Annotated in this window: 22 protein-coding genes; 10 read left to right on the top strand and 12 right to left on the bottom strand. The window is 63.4% G+C overall.

Translation table 11 applies throughout. The annotated features are described in order from the left end of the window. Positions 1–25: 25 nt before the first annotated feature. From fliJ to ACXZ1M_RS01090, 6 genes are read right to left on the bottom strand one after another with little or no spacing between them, the layout of a single operon-like run. On the bottom strand, positions 26–457 hold the full coding sequence (fliJ, locus tag ACXZ1M_RS01115; protein ID WP_373987466.1) for a flagellar export protein FliJ: 432 nt from the start codon (positions 455–457) through the stop codon (positions 26–28). Beyond that, on the bottom strand, positions 454–1764 hold the full coding sequence (gene fliI, locus ACXZ1M_RS01110) for a flagellar protein export ATPase FliI (protein WP_459051398.1): 1311 nt from the start codon (positions 1762–1764) through the stop codon (positions 454–456). Before fliI ends, fliJ begins: the two co-directional genes overlap by 4 nt. Continuing rightward, positions 1761–2471: a flagellar assembly protein FliH gene (gene fliH, locus ACXZ1M_RS01105; protein ID WP_459051397.1), complete on the bottom strand. Its 711-nt coding sequence runs from the start codon at positions 2469–2471 to the stop codon at positions 1761–1763. The genes fliI and fliH overlap by 4 nt, the downstream gene beginning before the upstream one ends. Next, a complete protein-coding gene (locus ACXZ1M_RS01100) occupies positions 2468–3505 on the bottom strand; it encodes a flagellar motor switch protein FliG (RefSeq protein WP_459051396.1) in 1038 nt (345 codons plus the stop codon). Before ACXZ1M_RS01100 ends, fliH begins: the two co-directional genes overlap by 4 nt. Further along, positions 3489–5264, bottom strand: coding sequence for a flagellar basal-body MS-ring/collar protein FliF (gene fliF, locus ACXZ1M_RS01095; RefSeq protein WP_459051395.1), 1776 nt, complete (start codon positions 5262–5264; stop codon positions 3489–3491). Before fliF ends, ACXZ1M_RS01100 begins: the two co-directional genes overlap by 17 nt. Before the next feature lie 21 nt (positions 5265–5285). Continuing rightward, positions 5286–5636, bottom strand: a complete 351-nt coding sequence (locus tag ACXZ1M_RS01090) for a flagellar hook-basal body complex protein FliE (RefSeq protein WP_459051394.1) — start codon at positions 5634–5636, stop codon at positions 5286–5288. A 610-nt stretch (positions 5637–6246) separates the two neighbouring features. Here ACXZ1M_RS01090 and ACXZ1M_RS01085 point away from each other — a divergent pair. From ACXZ1M_RS01085 to ACXZ1M_RS01055, 7 genes are all read left to right on the top strand, one after another. Then, positions 6247–7140 carry a FliM/FliN family flagellar motor switch protein gene (locus tag ACXZ1M_RS01085; RefSeq protein ID WP_459051393.1) on the top strand — a complete coding sequence of 298 codons (894 nt, stop codon included), beginning with the start codon at positions 6247–6249 and terminating at the stop codon, positions 7138–7140. A gap of 2 nt (positions 7141–7142) precedes the next feature. Next, positions 7143–7514, top strand: coding sequence for a FliM/FliN family flagellar motor switch protein (locus ACXZ1M_RS01080; protein WP_459053952.1), 372 nt, complete (start codon positions 7143–7145; stop codon positions 7512–7514). Beyond that, positions 7511–8287, top strand: coding sequence for a flagellar type III secretion system pore protein FliP (gene fliP, locus ACXZ1M_RS01075; protein WP_459051392.1), 777 nt, complete (start codon positions 7511–7513; stop codon positions 8285–8287). Before ACXZ1M_RS01080 ends, fliP begins: the two co-directional genes overlap by 4 nt. 13 nt (positions 8288–8300) lie before the next feature. Beyond that, positions 8301–8573 carry a flagellar biosynthesis protein FliQ gene (gene fliQ / locus ACXZ1M_RS01070; RefSeq protein ID WP_176649685.1) on the top strand — a complete coding sequence of 91 codons (273 nt, stop codon included), beginning with the start codon at positions 8301–8303 and terminating at the stop codon, positions 8571–8573. A 15-nt stretch (positions 8574–8588) separates the two neighbouring features. Then, the gene (locus tag ACXZ1M_RS01065; protein WP_459051391.1) at positions 8589–9383 is read left to right on the top strand and encodes a flagellar biosynthetic protein FliR; all 795 of its coding nucleotides are present in this window, start codon (positions 8589–8591) and stop codon (positions 9381–9383) included. Then, on the top strand, positions 9376–10512 hold the full coding sequence (locus ACXZ1M_RS01060; protein WP_459051390.1) for an EscU/YscU/HrcU family type III secretion system export apparatus switch protein: 1137 nt from the start codon (positions 9376–9378) through the stop codon (positions 10510–10512). Before ACXZ1M_RS01065 ends, ACXZ1M_RS01060 begins: the two co-directional genes overlap by 8 nt. A gap of 65 nt (positions 10513–10577) precedes the next feature. Next, the gene (locus ACXZ1M_RS01055; protein ID WP_459053951.1) at positions 10578–12596 is read left to right on the top strand and encodes a flagellar biosynthesis protein FlhA; all 2019 of its coding nucleotides are present in this window, start codon (positions 10578–10580) and stop codon (positions 12594–12596) included. Between the two features lie 100 nt (positions 12597–12696). On the opposite strand, the gene ACXZ1M_RS01050 is transcribed toward ACXZ1M_RS01055, so the two are convergent. The 3 genes from ACXZ1M_RS01050 to ACXZ1M_RS01040 form a co-directional block, all read right to left on the bottom strand. Further along, on the bottom strand, positions 12697–13665 hold the full coding sequence (locus ACXZ1M_RS01050; RefSeq protein WP_373987455.1) for a hypothetical protein: 969 nt from the start codon (positions 13663–13665) through the stop codon (positions 12697–12699). A 105-nt stretch (positions 13666–13770) separates the two neighbouring features. Beyond that, the gene (locus tag ACXZ1M_RS01045; protein ID WP_459051389.1) at positions 13771–14646 is read right to left on the bottom strand and encodes a flagellin N-terminal helical domain-containing protein; all 876 of its coding nucleotides are present in this window, start codon (positions 14644–14646) and stop codon (positions 13771–13773) included. A 266-nt stretch (positions 14647–14912) separates the two neighbouring features. Beyond that, on the bottom strand, positions 14913–16541 hold the full coding sequence (locus tag ACXZ1M_RS01040) for an electron transfer flavoprotein-ubiquinone oxidoreductase (protein ID WP_459053950.1): 1629 nt from the start codon (positions 16539–16541) through the stop codon (positions 14913–14915). 222 nt (positions 16542–16763) lie between these two features. Here ACXZ1M_RS01040 and ACXZ1M_RS01035 point away from each other — a divergent pair, with 222 nt between their 5' ends. Continuing rightward, positions 16764–17540: an SDR family oxidoreductase gene (locus ACXZ1M_RS01035; protein WP_373987453.1), complete on the top strand. Its 777-nt coding sequence runs from the start codon at positions 16764–16766 to the stop codon at positions 17538–17540. 101 nt (positions 17541–17641) lie between these two features. Here ACXZ1M_RS01035 and ACXZ1M_RS01030 read toward each other — a convergent pair whose 3' ends face one another. Continuing rightward, the gene (locus ACXZ1M_RS01030; RefSeq protein WP_459051388.1) at positions 17642–18202 is read right to left on the bottom strand and encodes a LuxR C-terminal-related transcriptional regulator; all 561 of its coding nucleotides are present in this window, start codon (positions 18200–18202) and stop codon (positions 17642–17644) included. A 129-nt stretch (positions 18203–18331) separates the two neighbouring features. Between ACXZ1M_RS01030 and ACXZ1M_RS01025 the strand changes: the two genes are divergently transcribed. Beyond that, complete coding sequence (locus ACXZ1M_RS01025) at positions 18332–19033, top strand: CoA transferase subunit A (protein ID WP_459051387.1); 702 nt, start codon at positions 18332–18334, stop codon at positions 19031–19033. 18 nt (positions 19034–19051) lie between these two features. Continuing rightward, a complete protein-coding gene (locus ACXZ1M_RS01020; protein ID WP_459051386.1) occupies positions 19052–19702 on the top strand; it encodes a CoA transferase subunit B in 651 nt (216 codons plus the stop codon). A gap of 27 nt (positions 19703–19729) precedes the next feature. Here ACXZ1M_RS01020 and ACXZ1M_RS01015 read toward each other — a convergent pair whose 3' ends face one another. Beyond that, a complete protein-coding gene (locus ACXZ1M_RS01015) occupies positions 19730–20473 on the bottom strand; it encodes a substrate-binding periplasmic protein (RefSeq protein ID WP_459051385.1) in 744 nt (247 codons plus the stop codon). A gap of 140 nt (positions 20474–20613) precedes the next feature. Further along, positions 20614–21648 carry an HAF repeat-containing protein gene (locus tag ACXZ1M_RS01010; protein ID WP_459051384.1) on the bottom strand — a complete coding sequence of 345 codons (1035 nt, stop codon included), beginning with the start codon at positions 21646–21648 and terminating at the stop codon, positions 20614–20616. Positions 21649–21676: the final 28 nt, after the last annotated feature.

Below are 21676 nucleotides of genomic sequence, written 5' to 3'. Positions count from 1 at the left end.
TCCCAACTAAATTTTGTAACCGCGCTTATTTCTGCCCGCGTAACCACAATTGCGTTGCCAGTTCGTCATGCTGCTTGCGTTCCTTGACGTTTTTCTGCTGCGTGAAGCTCTTTTGCTCCTTGTTCAGCACCATGTCCATCACCTCGCGCTTGGCCCAGGCCTGGTTGAGCGCCTGTTGCGACACCGCCATGTCGGCCTCGTGCATGTGCAAGTCCAGGCGGTGGTTGTCGGCCATGACCATCACCGCTTGCTTGTAGTCGCCGCAGTTGCCGGCCAGGGCCGGGTGCAGGTTGCCGCTGGCGCCGCTGTTGGTGTACAGGCTGGTGAGGCGCTCCAGGTTTTTCTGGTAGCGCTCGCGGGTATTGGTCTTTTCCGCCATCTCGGTCTGCAGGCGCTCGACTTCGGTGCTGCGCAGGGCCACCAGGGTGGTCAGGTTGCGGATTTTCTGTTGGCTCATGTCATCAGCTTTTCAAGTTGAGCAATGCAGTTGGCGATCGGCGCTTCTTCCTTGGTGCCCTGGCATAAAAAATCTTCGACTTTCGGGTGCAGTTGGACGGCTTTATCGGTGACCGGATCGGCGCCCGGCACATAGGCGCCCAGCGGGATCAGGTCGCGCACGCGTTCGTGGCGCGCCATGCTGGCCTTCAGCGCGCGCGCCGCCATCATGTGTTGATGGTCGATCACCTGCGCCATGCAGCGGCTGATCGAGGCGGCGATGTCGATGGCCGGATAGTGGCCGCGCTCGGCCAGCTCGCGCGTCATGACGATGTGGCCGTCGAGGATCGCGCGCGCCGTGTCGACCACCGGGTCTTGCTGGTCGTCGCCCTCGGCCAACACGGTGTAGATCGCGCTCATGCTGCCGACCTGGTTCTCGCCGTTGCCGGCCGATTCCACCAGCTGCGGCAGGTTGGAGAACACCGACGGCGGATAGCCCTTGGTGGCCGGCGGCTCGCCCAGCGCCAGCGCCACTTCGCGCAGCGCCATGGCGTAGCGGGTCAGCGAATCGACCAGCAACAGCACGTTCTTGCCCTGGTCGCGGTAGTGCGCCGCGATCGAATGGCACAGTTCGGTCGCCATGACGCGCATCAGCGGGCTTTCGTCGGCCGGGGCGATCACCAGCACGGCTTTCTGCAAGCCTTCCTTGCCCAGCGACATGTCGACGAATTCGCGCACCTCGCGCGAGCGTTCGCCGATCAGGCCCACCACCACCACGTCGGCCACGGTCTGGCGCGTCATCAAGCCCAGCAGCACGGACTTGCCGACGCCGGAGCCGGCCATCAGGCCGACCCGCTGGCCCTTGCCCAAGGTCAGCATGGAGTTGATGGCGCGCACGCCGACGTCGAGCGGTTCGGTGACCGGTTTTTTCTTCAGCGGATGGATGCGCGGCGGCTGGCTGTCGAGCGGGAAGTCGCCGCTCAGCTTGCCCAGGCCGTCGATCGGTTCGCCCAGGCCGTTGACCATGCGGCCGAGCCAGCTGGAGCCGATCTGCAGGCTGATTTTTTCAGGGGAGGGCAGCACGCGGGCGCCGGTGGTCAAGCCGACGGCTTTCTTGAACGGCATCAGGAACGACAGCTTGTCGCGGAAACCGACCACCTGGGCGTCCAGCCATTCGCCGCCGACTGTCTCAATCTGGCAACGCTGGCCCGTGTGCAAAGGGCAACCTACGGCCTCAAGCAATAAACCGGACGCGCCCACCAGACGGCCCGTCGGGGTCGCCATGGGTACCGAACCCAGTTCCAGATTGCGTAAGGCATCCGCGATCACTCTTCGGTCTCCGGTTCATCGCCGCTGTCGGCGATCTGTAATTGATTATCGACCTGTTCCATGACAGCCGCAAGACGTTGATGACATCCGGCATCAACTTCGTTGTCGCCGGCCTTGATGCGGCATTCGCCCACTTCCAGGCGCGCGTCCGGAATCAGGTTCCAGCGCTTGGAACGTTTCGGATCGAGCTCGGCGATGCGTTTCAGTTCTTCCGGATTCAGGAAGACATCGATTTCATCGCGGGTCGGCGGCATCGAGGCCAGGGTTTCCTCGACCAGGGCCATCAGTTGCACCGGCTGCAGCGCCAGTTCGGCGCGGATCACCTGGCGCGCCACCTTGGCCACCAGGTCGACCACTTCCTTGCGCTGGGCGGCGCGGTAGTCGGAACGCAGCTTTTTCAGGCTTTTCAGCATGGCGTCGACCGGGCGCGCCATCTGGTCGTAGGCCACCAGGGTTTCGTGGCGGCCTTCTTCGCGGCCCTGTTCCTGGCCGGACAGGCGGCCGGTCTCGAAGCCGTCTTCCTGGCCGCGCGCCAGGCCGATTTCGTAACCGTCGCGCTGGCCCTGTTCAAAGCCCTCGCTGACCGAGGCGGCCCACTGGGCGCCGCCGTCGCTACCATGGCCGTGGCCGTGCGCGGCCGCCGCAGCGGCGCGCTGGGTGGTGAACTGCGCCAGCGGCGGGAAGCGGTAGGCACGGAACTGCTTCATTCCACCACCTGTTCGGCAAACAGCTGGATCTCGACCTCGCCGGCGTCGGCCAAGGCTTTGACGGTGGCCATGATTTCCTGGCGGGTCTGCTCGATGCGCGACATCGGCACCGGGCCGGCGCGGCGCATCATGTCCTCGAAGGCCTGGGCCTGGCGTTTCGGCATGGTTTTCAGCACGGCGTCGCGCACGGCGATGTCGGCGCCCTTGAGCGCGATGGCCCATTGTTCCAGCGGCACGTCTTCCAGGATGCGGGTGATCGCCACTTCGGTCTGGTTGCCGAGGATGAAGAAGTCGTACATCGACAGCTCGATCTTGGACACCACTTCCGGATCGTGGGCGCGCAGCAGTTCCACCATCTGCGCGCGGTTGCTCGGCAGGCGGTTGAGGATTTCGGCGGTCTGGCGGATGCCTTCCACGCTGGTGCCCTGGGAATCGAAGGAGCTCAGGCAGCGGTCCACCAGCTCGTCGAGTTCCTGCAGCAGGTCGCTGTCGACTTCCTCCATGCGTGCCAGGTTCAGCAGCACCAGGTCGCGGCTGTCCTGCGGCAGGGCGTCGATGATCTGGCCGGCCAGCGCGGCCGGCAGGAAGGCCACGAACACGGCCTGCATCTGCACGTGTTCGTTGGAGATGTATTCGGCCAGCCACTTCGGCGAGGCCCACTGCAGGCGCGCCATTTTCGGGCGCAGCTCGTCGCCGTAGATGTTGTTCAGCACGGTGTTGGCGAGATCGCCGCCGAGCGCCAGGTCGAGCGAGCGCTTCAGGTAGCTGCGCGAAGCGCCATGCACGCCGGACTGTTCGCGGTAGTCGTCGAAGAATTTTTGCATCGCGTTCTTGACCGACTCGACCTTGATGCCGCTCATGCGCGACATCACCTGCGTCACTTCCAGCAATTCCTCGCGCGACAGGCAGCGCAGCACGGCCGCCGCCGGTTCCTCGCCGATGCTCAGCAGCACGATGGCCGCCTGCTCGACCGGCGTCAGCTTCGTCGGCATGGCGTATTCGCCATCGTCATCCATGTTATTGAGTTCGGCCATTTTTCTGCATCCATTGTTTGACGACTTCGGCTACGCGTTCCGGCTCTTTGGCAGCCAGTACCTTGAGGTGATCGACCATCACGTCGACCGCCGAGCCCGGAGGCGGCAGGTCGTAGTTTTCCAGCAGCGGCACCACCGGCATGCCGGCCTGGCCGGTCGCGCCGGCCAGTGCCGGCGCCGCACCCGGGGTACCCGGAGCAGCGTTGCCGGCCAGGACCGCCTGTTCTTTGGCGGCCGCTTCCTTGGCTTCCTTGGCGGCGGCCACGGCGGCCTGTTCGGCGGCGCGGCGTTCGGCGGCGATGCGTGCCGTTTCCTTCGGATCGGGCATGAAGCGGGCGTTCATCAGGCGCAGGATAGGGCGCAGCAACAGCAGGTAGCCGAGCAGCGCGGCCACGGCGTAGATCGCATACTTGCTGACGTCGACGATGTTGTCGCGCTCTTCCCACCACTGGGCCGGGGCGGTCTTGGCCGGGAAGTTCATGGCCGACACCACCAGCTGGTCGCCGCGCTCGGCATTGATGCCCAGGCCGTTGCGCAGGATCTTGTCGATGTTGGCGATTTCGGCCGCGCTCCAGCCGGTTTTCGGCGTCGGCGCGGCGGCCTGCGCCAGCACCACGGCCACGCTCAGCTTTTCAAGGCGGCCACGGCTGCGCTTGGTCTGGGTGATGCTGCGGTCGTAGGCGTACTGGCGGGTGGTGGCGTTCTTGCGCGCGGTGCCGTCCGGCGCGGCGTTCGGATCGGCGGCGCCGCCGGCGGTTTGCTGGTTGGCGGCGGCCGGATTGGCGGCGGCCGGCGGCGGCCGGTTCGACAGCGTGCCCGGCACGCCCATCACCATGCGGTTGCGGTCCTGCTCTTCGCGCATGGCTTCGCTGGTCACCTTGGGATCGGCGCCGTATTTTTCCACGGTTTCTTCGACGCGGTCGTTGTCGACCTCGGCGGCCACCGACATGCGGTAGTTGTCTTCGCCGATCACCGGACCGATCAGGCCCTTGATGTTGGCCTTGACCTGGTCCTGGTAGCGCTTGCCGGCGTCGTTGCCGGTGGTGCCGGCGTCGAAGCCGTCGGCCAGGTCGATGTGGGACGACAGCAGGTTGCCGGCCTGGTCCACCAGGCTGACGCGCGCCGGCGCCAGGCTGGCGACGCTGCCGGCCACCATGTTGACCACGGCGGCGATGGCTTCCGGCGCCAGGTTGGCGCCCGGCTTGAGCTGCACCACGACCGAGGCCGACGATTTATCGCCGTCGGCGGAGACGAAGGAGGTCGACTTGGCGATCGACAGGTGCACGCGCGCGTGCGAAATCGCGTCCAGGGTCATGATCGATTGCGCCAGTTCGCCTTCCAGGCCGCGGCGGAAGCGCACGTCCTGCACGAACTGCGACACGCCCAGCGGGTCGTTCTTGTCCATCAGTTCCAGGCCGGCCGGCAGCTGCGCGGTCACGCCTTTGGCGGCCAGCAGCATGCGCACCTTGCCCAGCATGGAATCGGGCACCAGCACCTGGCCGCTGTCCGGGTGCACGCGGTAGGGGATGTGTTCGGTGTCGAGCACGCCCATCATGTCCGGCGCCGAGACGCGCTCGCGCGCGCCGAACACCGGCTTATAGCTGGCCTGGCTGCTCCACATATACATCAACACCAGCGCGGTCAGGCCGATGGCCAGGATCAGCAGCGGGTACAGGGTTTTCAGCAGTTGCGGAGACAGCGCCGGCGCAGACGGGTTCGCGCGCCAACGCTCGAAGGCGGACTTGATGGTGTTGATCACGTTGTGTGCTTTCGCGGAGGCTTACAGCGGTAATTTGATGAGTTCGTCGAGGCCGCCCATCACTTTGTTGCGCACTTGCATCAACATCGAGAAGGACAGGCCGGCTTCCTGGCTGGACAGCATGGCGCCGACCAGGTCGTCGCTCTTGCCGGCGTCGACATCGGCCATCTTTTGGCCGGCTTCCACGTCCTGCAGGTTGACCTTGTCGATCGCGCCCTGCATGGTCTGGGCGAAGGACGAGGCACCTTGCGGGTCCTGCGAACCGAACTGGGCCGCGGCCGCGATGTTCTGGCTGTGGTTGCCCAGGTTTTGCGCCGCGTTGGTCAGCGACGCCAGGTCGGCCTGTATCAGGCTGGCGAATCCGTTGCTCATAGTGCTACCCCCATTTTTGCCGCGTTTTGCTGCGTTGAATCCAGATGACTACCTTAGCGAGATTGCCGAAAAGCAGCAACCCCAACTGTCAGATTTGTGCCGCCGTATACCAAAGGTGCTACACATCCGTTGCCCATGTCACAGTCTTGTAATAAAGATAGTGCCATCGTGTCGGCCAAAGTCGGACACGTCGGCGAGCAAGCGCTCGGAAAGTTGGATGGGTGGTGTTTGGCGTGGCGCGCTTAAGTTGCTCAACGTAAATTTTCCCAACTGTTTTGTTTCGTTTTGGACATAACAGTTTTTCTAAGGCAAATCTCGTTACAAATCATTTAGTAAGCGCCGTTTGTTGATGTGCGATACCGCTGCGGATGATGGGGTAAGCTTACCGGCTAGCAACATTCTTGTAAAGCGGTATTTGTCTCAGGGAAAGATTTGTTCAAATATTGTTCAATAGCAATAATGTGAATTTTCATGTATGCTGCTTCCGAGATCGTCCCGCTTTCAGTTACGATTAGCGACCATGACAAAAAATTGCGCTGGAAGTAACCAGTTTTTAGCTGGATAGTGCGATGATGGAGGAGTGGGAAGAATTAACCGCCATGGCTAACACATGACAACGACAAAACAGACGCAACATCAAGTTCTGGACCCCAGCCTGCTTGGTCGTCCGGTGCATCTGCTGCATATTTTTGCGGCCCAGTTGCGCGACGATCTGGCGCAGTCCATGCGCCTGAACATGAACCGCCGCTACTGGGGCGGCTTCCAGGTGCAGGACGTGGCCTTCAGCCGCCTCGATGGCAGCGAAGGGCGCAGCCGCTGGCTCAGTTTTGCCGCGCCGGCCGGGCAGATCGCCTTTTCGCTCGAGCGCAAGGTGCTGCTCAGCGTACTCAATTACCGCTACGGCAGCGGCGCCAAAACCGAACCCAAACCCGACGCTCCCGTCCTCGACGAAAACACGGTGCGCGTGACCGCCACCGAGGAGCGCCTGGCTGTGGTGCTCGGGCAACAGTTGGCCGGCACCCTGGCCGGCCGCATCGAACTCAACCTGCCCGCCATCGACAAGCCGGTCGGCGCCGAAGGCCAGGCCGAGGAGGGCGCCGACGCCGAGTTCAAGCCGGCCCCCGGTTCGCCGCCGCCCAAGGGCAGCTGGGTGATCAGCGTCACCGTCAGCGAGACCGCCGGCGGCGCCAGCGGCCAGTTCTGGTTCGCCCTCGACAAGAATCTGATGTCGAGCGTGCTGCGCGGCCTGCTGCGCGACCGCGACGCCGGGAAAAAGCCCAAGACCGCCGCGCCGCTGGCCCAGCGCCTGCAGGTGGGCCTGATCGGCCGCCTGGCCAGCAAGGAAGTGTCGCTGGGCAGCCTGTACGATTTGCAGGTCGGCGATGTGATCCCGATCAGCCTGGCCAGGGCCGACGTCCTGCTCGAAGACTCCCGCCTGTTCACGGCCGCCGTCACCGAGCACAAAGGCAAACTCTGTTTAACCTCTTTTGAAGACGCCGAATAATGATGAACATGAACGTAGCCAACCCTAGCGACGCCCTGCTGGAAGATCTGTCCGAAGAGATGATCATCGACCAGCCCGGCGCCGAGCTGACCGACCTGCCGGTCTCGGCGCCGCGCCGCGACCTGCCGGCCATGATGCGCAAGATCCCGGTCACGCTGACGCTGGAGGTCGGTTCGGCCCGCATCTCGCTGCAGGACTTGATGAACATCGGTCCCGACAGCGTGGTGGAACTGGACGTGCTGGCCGGCGAGCCGCTGGTGATCAAGGTCAACGGCACCGCCATCGGCCGCGCCGAGGTGGTGGTGGCCGGTGAAAACTACGGCCTCAAAGTGATCGACCTCGACGGCCTGAATCTCGACATGATGACTCCATGACCTGGAGTGTGAACCTGCAGTGGCGCCGCCCCATGGCGGGCGCGGCCGCTGCTGCCGCGCTGGGATTGCTGCTGGGCCTGGCCATGGCGCCGGCCCAGGCGGTCGACCTGCTGGCCAATGTGGTGCCGGGCGCGAAGACCGAATTGACGGTCAAGATGCAAATCCTGATCATCATGACCTTGCTGGGCTTGCTCCCGGTGATGGTCATGATGATGACCAGCTTTACCCGCTTTGTGATTGTGCTGTCGCTGCTGCGCCAGGCCCTGGGCCTGCAACAGGGCCTGCCGAACCGGATCATCACCGGCGTGGCGCTGATCCTGACGCTGCTGGTGATGCGGCCGATAGGCAACCAGATCTGGACCGAAGCCTTCGTACCGTACGACCAGGACAAGATCGGCCTGGAAACCGCGCTGCAGATCGCCGAAAAGCCGGTCTCGCGCTTCATGCTGGCGCAAACCAGCAAGGCCGCGCTGCAACAGATCGCCCACCTGGCCGGCGAAGACAAGATCACCGACCCGACCCAGCACGCGTTCACCGTCAAGCTGGCGGCGTTCGTGCTGTCGGAGCTGAAGACCGCGTTCCAGATCGGCTGCATGCTGTTCATTCCCTTCCTGGTGATCGACCTGGTGGTGTCGTCGGTGCTGATGGCGATGGGCATGATGATGCTGTCGCCGCTGGTGATTTCGCTGCCGTTCAAGCTGCTGCTGTTCGTGCTGGTGGACGGCTGGACCCTGACCGTGAATACGCTGGTGACCAGCGTGCAGGCGTACTGAGGAGGCTGGAGCGATGCTGACGCCCGAAATCGCCGTCGACCTGGTGGTCGAGTCCCTGCACATCGTCATGCTGCTGGTGGTGATCCTGGTGGTGCCCGGCCTGATCACCGGCCTGCTGGTGGCGCTGTTCCAGGCCGCCACCCAGATCAACGAACAGACGCTGAGCTTCTTGCCGAGGCTGCTCATCACGCTGCTGGCCATCATCCTGGCCGGGCGCTGGATGTCGACCCTGCTGATGGACTTCTGCGTCTCCATCTTTACCCGCGCCGCCACCCTGGTCGGCTAGCCGCGCCCGCGCCCCATGGAATCCGTCCTCTCCCAGCTGTTGCCGATGCTGACCGCCATCTGGTGGCCGTTCTGCCGCATCCTGGCGATGTTCATCGGCGCCCCGGTGCTGGGCGAGGCGGTCACGCCGACCACGGTGCGGATCCTGATCGCGCTGGTGCTGGCGATCCTGATGCTGCCGCTGACCGGCGGCGTCGACTGGGGCCCGGCCGCCATCAATCCGTTTTCCATGCACGGCGTGGTGGCCACCATCGAGCAAGCCCTGATCGGCTTCGTGCTGGGGCTGGCGTTCCACTTCGCCATGTCGGTGATCGGCGTGCTCGGCTTCATGGTGTCGTCGCAGATGGGCTTGTCGATGGCGGTGATGAACGACCCGCTCAACGGCCAGTCGTCGGACGTGGTGTCGGCCTTGCTGTCGACCCTGGCCATCATCGTGTTCTTCGCCATCGACGGCCACCTGGTGATCGCCAACGTGATCGGCCAGAGCTTCAAGGCCTGGCCGCTGGGCCGGGGCTTCGGCCCGATGCTGATGGAGGCGGTGGCCTACAACGTGGCCTGGATTTTTTCGGCGGCGATGCTGCTGGCGATCCCGGTGGTGTTTTCCACCCTGGTGGTGCAGCTCGGCTTCGGTTTCCTCAACCGCGTGGCGCCCAGCCTGAACCTGTTCGCGCTGGGCTTTTCCGTGATCACCATCTTCGGCCTGATGATGCTGGCGCAGGTGGTGCGTTTCATTCCCGAGCACTATATCCGCATGAGCAATATGGTGCTGGAGCTGATACGCCAGCAGATGCAGGTGGCCATCCATGGCTGACGACAGCACCGGCGACAAAACAGAAAAGGCTTCACAACAGAAGCTCAAGAAATCCCGCCAGGAAGGGCAGGTGGTGCGTTCGCGCGACCTGTCGACCGCGATCGGCATCCTGGTCAGTCTGAAACTGTTCGTCTACCTGCTGCCCGAATACCTGATGCAGTTCAACGAAATCTTCCACCAGAGCTTTGCCCCGCTCGACAGCGACGGCGCCATCGACAACGCCATGTCGATCGTGTTCAGCAGCTCGATGGCCTTGCTGATCAAGATGGTGCTGCCGCTGTTCGTGGTGCCGCTGTTCATCATGCTGGGCGCCATGGTGCCGGGCGGCTGGGTGATCTCGACCAAGCACTGGGAACCCAAGCTCTCGCGCATGAGCCCGATGGCCAACCTGGGCCGCCTGTTCAGCGGCAAGCACGCGTTCGAGCTGGCGATCTCGATCGGCAAGGCCGGCGTGCTGATCGCCGTGCTGATCCACGTGGCGCGCTCGACGGTGGGGCAGTACACGCAACTGCAGATGATGACCATCGGCCAGGCCATGCTGAACGGCTCGAACCTGATGCTCGACGGCCTGATGGCGATGGTGGCGGTGTTCGTCATCTTCGCGCTGATCGACGTGCCGGCGCAGGCCTGGTTCTTCGCCAAGAACCAGCGCATGAGCAAGCAGGACATGAAGGAAGAGCACAAGTCGACCGAGGGCCGGCCCGAGGTCAAGCAGCGCATCCGCCAGTTGCAGCGCGCCATGGCGCGGCGCAGCGCGCGCAAGATCGTGCCCAGCGCCGACGTGGTGATCGTCAACCCGGAGCACTACGCGGTGGCGCTGAAGTACGACCTGAACAAGGCCGAGGCGCCGTATGTGCTGGCCAAGGGCGTCGACGAGATGGCGTTGTACATCCGCAGTCTGGCGGTCGAATACAAGATCGAAGTGATGGAGCTGCCGCCGCTGGCGCGCGCCATCTACAACACCAGCCAGGTCAACCAACAGATCCCGGTGCAGCTGTACCAGGCGGTGTCGCAGGTGCTGAACTATGTGCTGCAGTTGAAGGCATTCCGTACCGGACGGCGCCAGGCCGAACCCGAACGTCCAAAAGAAGTTGTTGTGCCCACATCCATGAGCGAGGTTAAGCAGTGAATTTTTTCCAAACGCTGATTGCGGAAGCGCGTCGCCACAAGTTTGCCACGCCGGCATTCCTGTTGATGATCCTGGCGATGATCATCCTGCCGCTGCCGCCGGTACTGCTGGACGTGATGTTCACGTTCAATATCGTGCTGGCGCTGATTGTGATCCTGGTGTCGGTGTCGGCCAAGCGGCCGCTGGACTTCTCGGTGTTCCCGACCGTCATCCTGGCCACCACCATGCTCAGGCTGACGCTGAACGTGGCCTCGACCCGGGTGGTGCTGCTGCACGGCCATGAAGGCACGGCGGCGGCCGGTCATGTGATCGAAGCCTTCGGCAACGTGGTGGTCGGCGGTAACTACGTGGTCGGTATCGTGGTGTTCGTGATCCTGATGATCATCAACTTCATGGTGGTGACCAAGGGGGCCGAGCGCATCTCCGAGGTCTCGGCGCGCTTCACGCTGGACGCCTTGCCGGGCAAGCAGATGGCGATCGACGCCGACCTCAACGCCGGCCTGATCAACCAGGAAAAAGCCCAGCTGCGCCGCCAGGAAGTGGCGTCGGAAGCGGACTTCTACGGCGCCATGGACGGCGCCTCCAAATTCGTGCGCGGCGATGCCGTGGCCTCGATCCTGATCCTGATCATCAACATGGTCGGCGGCGTGGCGATCGGCTCGCTGATGCAGGACATGTCGTTCGGCGACGCCTTCAAGCAATACGCGCTGCTGACCATCGGTGATGGCCTGGTGGCCCAGATCCCGGCGCTGCTGCTGTCGGCCGCCGCCGCCATCCTGGTGACCCGCATCTCGGACTCGGGCGACTTCGAGCAACAGGTCGGCAACCAGGTACTGACCTCGCCGCAGGTGATGCTGAGCGCCTCGGGCATGATGTTCATTCTGGCGCTGGTGCCGGGCATGCCGTGGCAGATGTTCGGCCCGTTTGCGCTGGTGCTGGCCTATGTCGGCTGGCGGTTGCTGAACCGGGTGAAGGTGCCCGAAACCAACAATCTCGACGCCATCGAAGCGGCGCTGCGCGACGACCGCGCGCCCGAGCTTGACTGGTACAGCCTGCCGGCGGTGCAGCCGCTGCAGGTGGCGGTCGGCTACAAGCTGGTCGGCCTGATCGACAAGGCGTATGGCGAGCCGTTGAGCAAGCGCGTGCGCGGTGTGCGCCAGAGCATCTCGGAATCGATGGGCTTGTTGTTGCCGCCGATCGGGGTGCGCGACGACCTCGGCCTCAAGCCGACACAATACTCGGTGATCCTGTCGGGCAGCGTGGTGTCGCAGGCCGAAGTGTTTGCCGATCGCCTGATGGCGATTCCGTCGCCGAATGTGTATGGCCAGATCGACGGCATCCCCGGCATCGAGCCGGCGTACGGCATGCCGGTGACCTGGATCGAAACCAGCGAAAAAGCCAATGCGCTGGGGCTGGGCTACCAGGTGGTGGAAGCGCCGAGCGCGATCGCCACCCACCTGTCCAAGCTGATCCGCGAATACCTGCCGGAGCTGTTCCGTCATGAAGACGTGCCGGCGCTGATGGAACGGCTGACGGCGGTCGCGCCCAAGCTGTCGGCGGCGCTGGACAAGTCCCTGACGCACACGCAACTGCTGCGGGTGTTCCGCGTGCTGCTGGCGGAAAACGTCTCGCTGAAAGACATCGTCCCGATCGCCACCACGCTGGTGGACAGCTCGGAGACGACCAAAGACCCGATCCTGCTGGCGGCCGAAGTCCGTTGCGCCCTGCGGCGCCAGATCGTCACCAGCCTGTTCGGTCAAAAAACGGAAATGCAGGCCTTCAACCTGGGCGGCGATCTGGAGAACATGCTGCTGGGCTCATTGAACCAGGCGCGTCAGAGCGGCAAGGTGGTGCTGGACAACTATCCGATCGACCCACACCTGCTGGCGCAGCTGCAAGTGAACATGCCGGTGGCGCGCGAGCAGATGAAGCAGCAGGCGACGCCGCCGCTGTTGCTGGTGCTGCCGCAGATCCGTCCGCTGCTGGCGCGCTACGCCCGCCTGTTCGCGCCGGGCCTGCACGTACTGTCGTACAACGAAATCCCGGAAAACCGCGAAGTCAGCATCATCGGCACCGTCGGCTAAGCCGAGCCGACGCACCGTCCTTCCCGCGAAAGCGGGAATCCATAGCACATCTCCGTAGCAAGCCGCCTATGGGTTCCCGCCTGCGCGGGAACGACGGGCTCTATGCGGATTCGGAAAACAGGTCGTCGGGGACGGTGGGGGTGGACAGCAGGACGGCCACTTCGGCCATCGCGCGGAACAGCGCTTGCGTCAGCGCCGCCGTGTGCAGGCGGCTCGGGTAGGAGTGTTCGCCGGTCGAGGCCGGCAGTTCGCGGCGCAGCCGGCAGCGCAGGATGCTCAGGCCCGATCGGCTGACCACCGCCGCCAGTTGCGGCAGCATGTCGCGCATGTGCTGCATGGCCGAGGTCTGCGCGGCGCCGACTTCCAGCACCACGCCGTTGCCGCTGGCCGGCTCCATCTGGATCACCACCCGGCCCACGCCCGGCAGCATTAGTTCCAGCCGCAAGGCCACGCGCGAGCGGCGGCGGCGGTCGCGTTCGTATTCGTCGTCGTCCTTGACCACCACCTTGAGCACCAGCCGCTCCGCGCCCCAGGCGTAGACGGCAAACCGCCATGGCTCCATTTCGGTGACCACCGGCATGCCGGGACGGCCGTCGCGCAGCGTCGATGGGGTGTGGTCGGTCATGAACAGGCTGGCCGGCAGATGCTGGCCGCTGGCTTGCTCCAGCCAGGCGGCACGCTGCTCGCCGTAGGTGCGCACCATGACTTGCCACGAGGCCGCCATGGCGTTGGTGTCGGGCGGTTGCCAGACCAGCTGGCGCGAGAGGAAAACCTGGTTCGGCCGCATCGCGGCCGCTTCGCCGGCGTCGGCGATCTCGCCCATGGCGGCGGCCAGCGCTTCGGCCTGCGAGCGCGGCATGGCCTGCTGCTCGGGAGCGTCGAGGATGGCTCCCACGGAATTCGGTCCGCCGGTGCCGTTCGGCCCGCCCGGCGCCAGCGGCCCCACCGGATAGTCGATGTCGAGCGGACCCTCGCTGCCCGGAACGCGCGTGACCTGGCCGGGCTGCGCTAGCGGCCGGTCCGGGACGCCGAGCGGGCGCAAAGTGGGTCCGATACGATCTACAGCCATCAGGCTCGCTTTCTAGAATTGCGGATGTAAAAAAAGCCAACCGAAATGCTCCGGTTGGCCCTTTCAGTAATCCGGATATGTGGACATATCCGGAGTCTACTACGATTACTGCAGCAGGGACATAACCAGCGACGAGGTGCTGTTCGACTGCTTCAGCATGGCGGTGCCAGCTTGCAGCAGCATCTGCGACGAGGTCATGTTCGACGATTCGGTCGCGAAGTCGGTGTCCATGATGCGGCCGGTAGCGGCCTTGGTGTTGGTCGAGATGTTCGACAAGTTGTTGTACACGTGGTCCAGACGGTTGGCCGCTGCACCCAGACGCGAACGCACGGCGCCGACTTGGTCCAGCGCGTCGGTGATGTTGTCGATGGTGGTGGCGACGTTGGCTTTGTCCAGCTTGGTGTCAGCGGTGGCGCTCTGGGTGGTGTAGTTGGCGCTGACCAGGCCCAGGGCGGTGTCCAAATCGCCGATGGTGGTTTTCGCGGCGCCTGCGGTCAGGTCCAGGGTCATGGTCTCGGTGCTGGAGGCGCCGATCTGGAAGGTCATCGAAGCTGCCAGGGTGCCGCCGACGATCAGGGTTTCGCCGCCGAACTTGGTGTTCTTGACGATGTTGTTCAGTTCGTTACCCAGCGCATCGTATTCCGATTGCAGTGCGACCAAGTCTTTGGTGGTCGACGAGGCATCGGCTGCCTGGGTGGCCAGATCTTTCATGCGGATCAGCATGGTCGACACTTCGTCGAACGCGCCTTCGCCGGTTTGCAGCATCGAGATCGAGTTCTGGGTGTTGCGCATGGCCATCGCCATACCGCTGGTTTGTGCTTTCAGGCGGGTTGCGATTTGCAGGCCTGCAGCATCGTCCATGGCCGAATTGACACGGAAACCGGTGCTCAGGCGGGTCTGCGAGGTCGACAGCGACCCTTGGGTGCGACCGATCGAGTTCTGTGCGGAAAGGGCCGCAGCGTTGGTGTGAAGGCTCAGCATGAAATAACTCCTGGTAGGTGGATTCAGTTCGGAGCAACGAATCTTTTGCGCTCTCCCAAGTACAAGACGACCGTATCTGGAAGGACATTAAATGCTTTGTGGAAATTTATGAAAAATAATTGTAACGAAGTCCCGAAAGCCGCTGTCTACCGTCTTTCCACTCGCCGATTATGTGCCGATTAGCAGGCGCGGGCAAGATTTCATACCCTGTGTCAAAAGAAAAACAGCGCGGTGAGTAGCCGCGCTGTTCTTAAAGTGTTGCTTTTTTACATATTCGGATAATTCGGGCCGCCGCCGCCTTCCGGCGTGATCCAGACGATGTTCTGGGTCGGGTCCTTGATATCGCAGGTTTTGCAGTGCACGCAGTTTTGGGCGTTGATCTGCAGGCGGTCGTTGCCTTCGTCGGTCTTGACGAATTCATACACGCCCGCCGGACAGTAGCGCGCCTCCGGACCGGCGTACTGGGCCAGGTTGACGTCCACCGGCACGCTTGGATTCTTCAGCGTCAGGTGGATCGGCTGGTCTTCCGCATGGTTGGTATTGGAGATGAATACCGAGGACAGGCGGTCGAAGGTCAGCTTGCCGTCCGGCTTGGGATAGCTGATCGGCGTAAACTGCGAGGCCGGTTTCAGGCATTCATGGTCGGCGTGCGAGTGGTGCAGGGTCCATGGCGCCTTGCCGCGGAACACGATCTGGTCGATGCCGGTCATGATCGAGCCCAGGTACAGGCCCTTGTTCAGCCATGGCTTGACGTTGCGCGCCACGTGCAGCTCTTCGTGCAGCCACGATTGCTCGAAGGCGACTGGGTAGGAGGCCAGTTCGTCGCCCGCACGGCCCGCGCCCAGCGCCTCGAACGCCGATTCGGCCGCCAGCATGCCGGATTTGATGGCCGCGTGGCTGCCCTTGATGCGGCTCATGTTCAGGAAACCGGCCTCGCAGCCGATCAGCGCGCCGCCCGGGAACACCAGTTTCGGCAGCGATTGCAGGCCGCCGGCCGTGATCGCGCGCGCGCCGTAGGAAATGCGCTTGGCGCCTTCGAAGAAGGTGGAGATCGCCGGATGGGTTTTATAACGCTGGAATTCCTCGTACGGCGACAGGTAAGGGTTTTCGTAGTTCAGGCCGACCACGTAGCCGACCACCACCTGGTTGTTTTCCAGGTGATACAGAAAGGAGCCGCCGTAGGTCTTGCTGTCCAGCGGCCAGCCGGTGGTGTGCACCACCAGGCCCGGCTGATGCTTGGCCGGATCGATTTCCCACAGTTCCTTGATGCCGATGCCGTACGATTGCGGGTCTTTGCCCTTGTTCAGGTCGTACTTGGCGATCAGCTGCTTGCCCAGGTGGCCGCGCGCGCCTTCGGCGAACAGGGTGTACTTGCCGTGCAGTTCCATGCCGATCTGGAAGTCGGGACCGGCTTCGCCGTCGCGCTTGACGCCCATATTGCCGGTGGCCACGCCCTTGACCGAGCCGTCGTCGTTGTACAGCACTTCGGCCGCCGCGAAGCCGGGGAAGATCTCCACACCCAGCGCTTCGGCCTGCTGGCCCAGCCAGCGCACCACATTGCCCAGCGAGATCACGTAGTTGCCGTGGTTCTCGAAGCACTTCGGCAGCAGCATGTTCGGGGTCTTGTAGGCCTTGGTTTCGGTCAGGAACAGCACGCGGTCTTCGGTGACGGCGGTGTTCAGCGGCGCGCCTTTTTCCTTCCAGTCCGGGATCAGTTCGGTCAGCGCCTTCGGGTCCATCACGGCGCCGGACAGGGTGTGGGCGCCCAGCTCGCCGCCTTTTTCCAGCACGACGACCGACACTTCCTGGCCTTTTTCAGCGGCCAGCTGCTTGATCTTGATCGCTGCCGACAAGCCTGCGGGGCCGCCGCCGACGATGACGACGTCATACTCCATCGCGTCGCGTGGGCCATACTGTTCTACGAGGTTTTGAGGCTGTGTCATGGTGTATTGTTATAGTGGTTTTGATGAATGAGAAAATTTTAGCACGACTGTGCTTCTTTTTAGGTTGGATTGCTGCCATTTTCCGCGACATTATTAGACACCGCAATCTAATACTGGCGATTTGTGTAATGATTACGATCAGACACGCCTTATCACCAACACCAGGAGCAGCCCGTGGGCATAGAAGTCAACTTTGAGGGAAAAATCGCGCTGATCACCGGCGCCTCCAGCGGCCTTGGAGCCCGTTTTGCCAAAGTGCTGGCGCAGGCCGGGGCGCAGGTGGTGCTGGCGTCGCGCCGCACCGAGCGCCTGAAGGAACTGCGCGCCGAAATCGAGGCCGACGGCGGCGCCGCCCATGTGGTCAGCCTGGACGTGACCGACTACGCCAGCATCAAGTCGGCCATCGCCCATGCCGAGACCGAGGCCGGGCCGATCGATATCCTGGTGAACAACTCGGGCGTCTCGACCACCCAGCGGCTGGTCGACGTCACGCCGGAGGACTATAACTTCGTGATGGACACCAATCTGCGCGGCGCGTTTTTCGTGGCCCAGCAGGCGGCCAAGCGCATGATCGCGCGCGCCAAGGGCGATCCGAGCAAGAAGCACCGCATCATCAACATCGCCTCGGTGGCCGGCTTGCGCGTGCTGCCGCAGATCGGCGTGTATTGCATGAGCAAGGCCGGCGTGGTGCAGATGACCAAGGCGATGGCGGTGGAGTGGGGCAAGTACGGCATCAACACCAACGCCATTTGCCCGGGCTATATTTCAACCGAAATCAACGAGGAATATTTCGCCAGCGAGCAGGGCCAGAAGCTGCTGGAGATGCTGCCGCGCAAACGGCCCGGCAAGCCGGAAGACCTGGATGGCTTGCTGCTGTTGCTGGCGGGCGAGGATTCCAACTTCATCAACGGCGCGATTATCTCGGCCGATGACGGCATGACCGCCACTTAGCGGCCGCCAAAAGCGCCTGTGGCGTCGTTGCAGCGCCTCGCCGTGCTATTCGCACTGTCTTCGGCGCTGCGCCTAGCCACAGGCGCTTTTGGTAACCGCTATTACAGCTGCACGCCGACCAGCTTGTGGACCAGTTCCGACGAGGTGGCGGCCGAGAATTTGCGCATCAATTTGGCGCGGTGCATTTCCACCGTGCGCGGGCTGAGGTCGACCTGGCGCGCGATGGTCTTGCTGGTCTTGCCTTCCACCAGCAGCGCCGCGATTTCGCGCTCGCGCGGCGTCAGTTCCGCCGTCACCGGACGTTTTTCGCTGACATCCTCGAAGGTCCAGATGCCGGGGCCCAGCGGTTCGTTCGACTTCATGGCGTGGCCGGTGACGTGGCACCAGAACAGCTCGCCACTGGCGCGGCGCATGATGCGCTCGTCCGAATAGCGGCCCTTGGCGTTCATGATGGGAATGATGCGGTCGCCGGTGCGCAGGAATTCGTCCATGGTCGGGTACAGCGCGAGGAAGGACAGGCCATCGAGCTGTGCCCGGGTGTAGCCGAACATGCCGGCCAGCGCCTCGTTGCAGGACTGGATGATGCGGTTCTCCGAAATGCACATGCCCACCGGCGCGTGCAGGAAGATGGATTCGTAATCGATGACAGGCTGAGCGCTCATTGTTCTCTGGCAGGTAGTTCTACGGTATTGAACTTTTGATGTGCGTATTCTATGCTGGATCGCCTCGGTGCCAAGGTATTTTTAATAACGTTGGCATTGCACACGCAACACAAATCATAAGGGACACATATGAATAAAATTTATCCCGACGCGGCCAGCGCTTTGGCCGGCGTCGTCCAGGACGGACAAACCATCGCCGTGGGCGGCTTTGGCCTGTGCGGCATTCCGGAAGCGCTGATCGGCGCGCTGCGTGATTCCGGCGTGACCGGGCTGACCGCCATCTCCAACAACGCCGGCGTCGACGGCTTCGGCCTCGGCCAACTGCTGGAAACCCGCCAGATCAAGAAGATGATCGCCTCCTACGTGGGCGAAAACAAGGAATTCGCGCGCCAGTACCTGGCCGGTGAACTGGAACTGGAATTCACGCCGCAAGGCACCCTGGCGGAAAAACTGCGCGCCGGCGGCGCCGGCATTCCGGCCTTCTTCACCAAGACCGGCGTCGGCACCATCGTTGCCGACGGCAAGGAAATCCGCGAATTCGACGGCGAGCAATACGTGATGGAGCGCAGCCTGGTGGCCGACGTGGCCCTGGTCAAGGCCTGGAAGGCCGACAAGGCCGGCAACCTGGTGTTCCGCAAGACCGCCCGCAACTTCAACCCGAACGCGGCCATGGCCGGCAAGATTTGCATCGTCGAAGTCGAGCAGGTCGTCGAGACCGGCGAGATCGATCCGGACCAGGTCCATCTGCCGAGCATCTACGTGCACCGCATCGTGGTCAACGCCACGCCGGAAAAACGCATCGAGCAGCGCACCATCCGCGCCGCCAACTAAAGAATATCGGAGATTACTATGGCATGGACTCGTGATGAAATGGCCGCACGCGCGGCAAAGGAACTGCAGGACGGTTACTACGTCAACCTCGGCATCGGCCTGCCGACCCTGGTGGCCAACTACGTACCGTCGGGCATCGAGGTGTTTCTGCAATCGGAAAACGGCCTGCTCGGCATCGGCCCGTTCCCGACGGAAAGTGAAATCGATGCCGACCTGATCAACGCCGGCAAGCAGACCGTGACGGCGCTGCCGGGCGCCGCCTACTTCAGCTCGGCCGACTCGTTCGGCATGATCCGGGGCGGCAAGATCAACCTGGCGATTCTGGGTGCGATGCAGGTATCGGAAAAGGGCGACCTGGCCAACTGGATGATTCCGGGCAAAATGGTCAAGGGCATGGGCGGCGCGATGGACCTGGTCGCTGGCGTGAAGAAGGTCGTGGTGCTGATGGAGCACGTGGCCACGGCCAAGGACGGCTCGACCTCGCACAAGCTGCTGCCGAAATGCGACCTGCCGTTGACCGGTGTCGGCGTGGTCGACCTGGTCATCACCGACCTGGGCGTGATGGAAGTGAGCGAAGCCGGCCTGAAAGTGACCGAACTAGCGCCGGGCGTGACCAAGGACCAGATTCAGGAGGCCACCGGCGTCAAGCTGGACTTCTCGGCTCTGTAAGCGGCCAGACCGTTTTTATCCGGACGGTCACTGCAGGCTGTCCGGGTACTTCAACAGGATGGCGGCGTAGCTGCCGTCTTTCTTCATCGCCTCCAGCGCCGCGTGCCAGCGTTGTGCTTCCTGCGGACTGAAGCCGTGGCCGCTGGCAAGGTAGAGTCCGATACTGGCGATTTCCTGACCAACGCGCAGCGGCGGCTTGTCCTGTCCCATGCGCTGATACACCGCCTGCAACACGCGCGGCGTGCCGATCCAGACGTCGATGCGCCCGAGCGCCAGTTTTTTGGCGATGCTCTCCGGCGACGTGGACACCTGGATGTTGTCGAAGCCGGCATTGCGCGCCATGAGCTCGGCCGGTGAGCCGAGAATGACGCCCACCCGCAAGTGTTTGGCGGCCGCCACAGAAGAAATATCGTGTTTGGAATCCGCTGCGGCGACCATGTAGAAGCGCGCGTCCAGCAGCTTGAACCACCATTTATAGTCTCCTTCCAAGGCGGGCACGCGCCACAGGGTGCCCAGTCCGTCCCTGTCGTTGCTTAAGCTAACGCGCAGGCGTATCAGCGGCAGCGGCGTCATCACCACGCGGCGGTCCGCGCGACGCGCCATCTCCGCCATCAACTCGCATAGCAAGCCCTTGCAGGCGCCGTTGTCGCCATAGGCCAGCGGCGCCACCTGGTCGAGGTAGATGCGGGTTTCGGTCCTGGCCGCGCCGGCGGCCGTCAGGCAAATGCAGCACAAGAATAGACGCGCGGCGATGGTGCGAAAGGCATGCATGGTGTCTTTCCGTTTTTTGTTATTGGCAATCGGAGATGTTCAATTGCATTTTATCGACGGCCCATGCAGGACGAAATGCCACGCGGCGCAATTCTGAATTGCGCCGCGTGGTGTGGTGCGGAGGAGACGGGACCGGACAGTTAGACGCTGCGGGGCAGGGCGATGCCGCGATAGCGGCGTTTGTAGACGACCACGCCGGCCGTCAACAACAGCACCACGGCCATCAGACTCAGCAGATCCTGGCCGCCGTGCGTCACCGCCGCCGGCTGGCTGGATATCATGGTGGAAGCGTAGAACTTGTTGCTGGTAGAGCGCGCGCCGATCACCAGTTCCTGGTTGTTGATCGCATTCACCAGGTACAGGCCGTGGCCACCGGGATGGATAGTCATCTTGCCATCCCGGTAGACGAAGGAGCGGCGCTCCTCGCCGATGCGGATACTGCCGACCACGTGGCCGGCATCGTTGATGGCGGTGGCGAAGCTGTCGCCGTAGCCGATCAGCGCGCCCAGGTCTTTTATCTTGCCCTGTTCCCAGGAGAAGGCGTGCCAGCGCCGGTCGGCGGTTTCCGAGGCACCCACCACCACGCCCTTGTTATTGATGGCGCTGGCGGCGCTGGAGCGTCCGCCCAATGTGCCGAGGTCTTGCATGCCCTGGTCGGCCTGGTAGAGGAAGGCGTGGCGGTAGCCGTCCGGCAGCGCCGCCGTGCCGACGATCGCGCCCTGGTTGTTAACGCCGCTGGCGTAGCTGATGCGGCCGCCCAGCGTGCCCAGATCCACCGGCGCCTGGTCGCCGTCGCTGCTGAAGGCGCGGTAGTAGCCGTCGCTGGTGTCGGCGAAACCGACGATCCGGCCATGGTCGTTGATGGCGGAACCGTAGCTGCTGTTGCCGCCCAGCGTGCCGACATCCTGCATGCGCTGGCCGGAGCGAACCACGAACGCGCGCCAGTAGCCGCTGGCGTTTTGCGCCGTGCCGACCACGTCGCCGCCGGCGTTGATGTCCTTGGTAAAACTGTCGCTGCCGCCCAGCGTGCCCAGCTCGATCGGCCGCTTGTCGTACAGGACGGCGCGCTGGCGGCCATCTTCCTCCTCGATGAAGCCGACCATCTGCCCGCGTGCATTGATGTCGACCGCGACGCTCTGTTCCTTGCCGCGCGCGCCCAGTGTGATTTCCGCCATGTTGTGACCTCCGCAGTGTGAATGCAGT

The sequence above is a fragment of the Duganella paludis genome, from assembly GCF_054461335.1.
The sequence above is the reverse complement of the archived record's forward strand: the minus strand, read 5'-3'. Positions and strand labels throughout refer to the sequence as shown.

Excerpts from the sequence above, each read along its gene's own strand:
- fliJ (WP_373987466.1), bottom strand. The coding sequence starts at position 457 with ATGAGCCAACAGAAAATCCGCAACCTGACCACCCTGGTGGCCCTGCGC.
- fliH (WP_459051397.1), bottom strand. The coding sequence starts at position 2,471 with ATGAAGCAGTTCCGTGCCTACCGCTTCCCGCCGCTGGCGCAGTTCACC.
- ACXZ1M_RS01100 (WP_459051396.1), bottom strand. The coding sequence starts at position 3,505 with ATGGCCGAACTCAATAACATGGATGACGATGGCGAATACGCCATGCCG.
- ACXZ1M_RS01090 (WP_459051394.1), bottom strand. The coding sequence starts at position 5,636 with ATGAGCAACGGATTCGCCAGCCTGATACAGGCCGACCTGGCGTCGCTG.
- ACXZ1M_RS01085 (WP_459051393.1), top strand. The coding sequence starts at position 6,247 with ATGACAACGACAAAACAGACGCAACATCAAGTTCTGGACCCCAGCCTG.
- ACXZ1M_RS01080 (WP_459053952.1), top strand. The coding sequence starts at position 7,143 with ATGAACATGAACGTAGCCAACCCTAGCGACGCCCTGCTGGAAGATCTG.
- fliP (WP_459051392.1), top strand. The coding sequence starts at position 7,511 with ATGACCTGGAGTGTGAACCTGCAGTGGCGCCGCCCCATGGCGGGCGCG.
- fliQ (WP_176649685.1), top strand. The coding sequence starts at position 8,301 with ATGCTGACGCCCGAAATCGCCGTCGACCTGGTGGTCGAGTCCCTGCAC.
- ACXZ1M_RS01065 (WP_459051391.1), top strand. The coding sequence starts at position 8,589 with ATGGAATCCGTCCTCTCCCAGCTGTTGCCGATGCTGACCGCCATCTGG.
- ACXZ1M_RS01060 (WP_459051390.1), top strand. The coding sequence starts at position 9,376 with ATGGCTGACGACAGCACCGGCGACAAAACAGAAAAGGCTTCACAACAG.
- ACXZ1M_RS01055 (WP_459053951.1), top strand. The coding sequence starts at position 10,578 with ATGATCCTGGCGATGATCATCCTGCCGCTGCCGCCGGTACTGCTGGAC.
- ACXZ1M_RS01050 (WP_373987455.1), bottom strand. The coding sequence starts at position 13,665 with ATGGCTGTAGATCGTATCGGACCCACTTTGCGCCCGCTCGGCGTCCCG.
- ACXZ1M_RS01045 (WP_459051389.1), bottom strand. The coding sequence starts at position 14,646 with ATGCTGAGCCTTCACACCAACGCTGCGGCCCTTTCCGCACAGAACTCG.
- ACXZ1M_RS01040 (WP_459053950.1), bottom strand. The coding sequence starts at position 16,541 with ATGGAGTATGACGTCGTCATCGTCGGCGGCGGCCCCGCAGGCTTGTCG.
- ACXZ1M_RS01030 (WP_459051388.1), bottom strand. The coding sequence starts at position 18,202 with ATGAGCGCTCAGCCTGTCATCGATTACGAATCCATCTTCCTGCACGCG.
- ACXZ1M_RS01025 (WP_459051387.1), top strand. The coding sequence starts at position 18,332 with ATGAATAAAATTTATCCCGACGCGGCCAGCGCTTTGGCCGGCGTCGTC.
- ACXZ1M_RS01020 (WP_459051386.1), top strand. The coding sequence starts at position 19,052 with ATGGCATGGACTCGTGATGAAATGGCCGCACGCGCGGCAAAGGAACTG.
- ACXZ1M_RS01015 (WP_459051385.1), bottom strand. The coding sequence starts at position 20,473 with ATGCATGCCTTTCGCACCATCGCCGCGCGTCTATTCTTGTGCTGCATT.
- ACXZ1M_RS01010 (WP_459051384.1), bottom strand. The coding sequence starts at position 21,648 with ATGGCGGAAATCACACTGGGCGCGCGCGGCAAGGAACAGAGCGTCGCG.